Here is a 203-nt window from a genome sequence, read left to right on the forward strand (position 1 = left end):
TATTCCTAAAACTAAACCCGAATGTTTGTTTCAGTCGCGAGAAAAAACTTTCTATATAAGATCTTTTTCCATAACTCATCTCTTTTTTCCACTTCTTTATACCATCTTCATCATATGACTTTATGAGCTTGACTGCAGAATTTCTCTCAGCCATATAGTCTAACTTTGGATGCTCTGCTGCGTTGTTTTTCGGAGGAATTTTC

The 203-nt window shown here is 35.0% G+C and carries 1 pseudogene; it reads right to left on the reverse strand.

Features of this window, described 5'->3' with window-relative positions:
- Positions 1-203, reverse strand: a pseudogene (locus OZD68_RS06710) (IS5 family transposase); the annotation flags it as partial.

The sequence above is a fragment of the Wolbachia endosymbiont of Drosophila bicornuta genome (genome assembly GCF_028982105.1).
Taxonomy (GTDB): Bacteria; Pseudomonadota; Alphaproteobacteria; order Rickettsiales; family Anaplasmataceae; genus Wolbachia; species Wolbachia pipientis.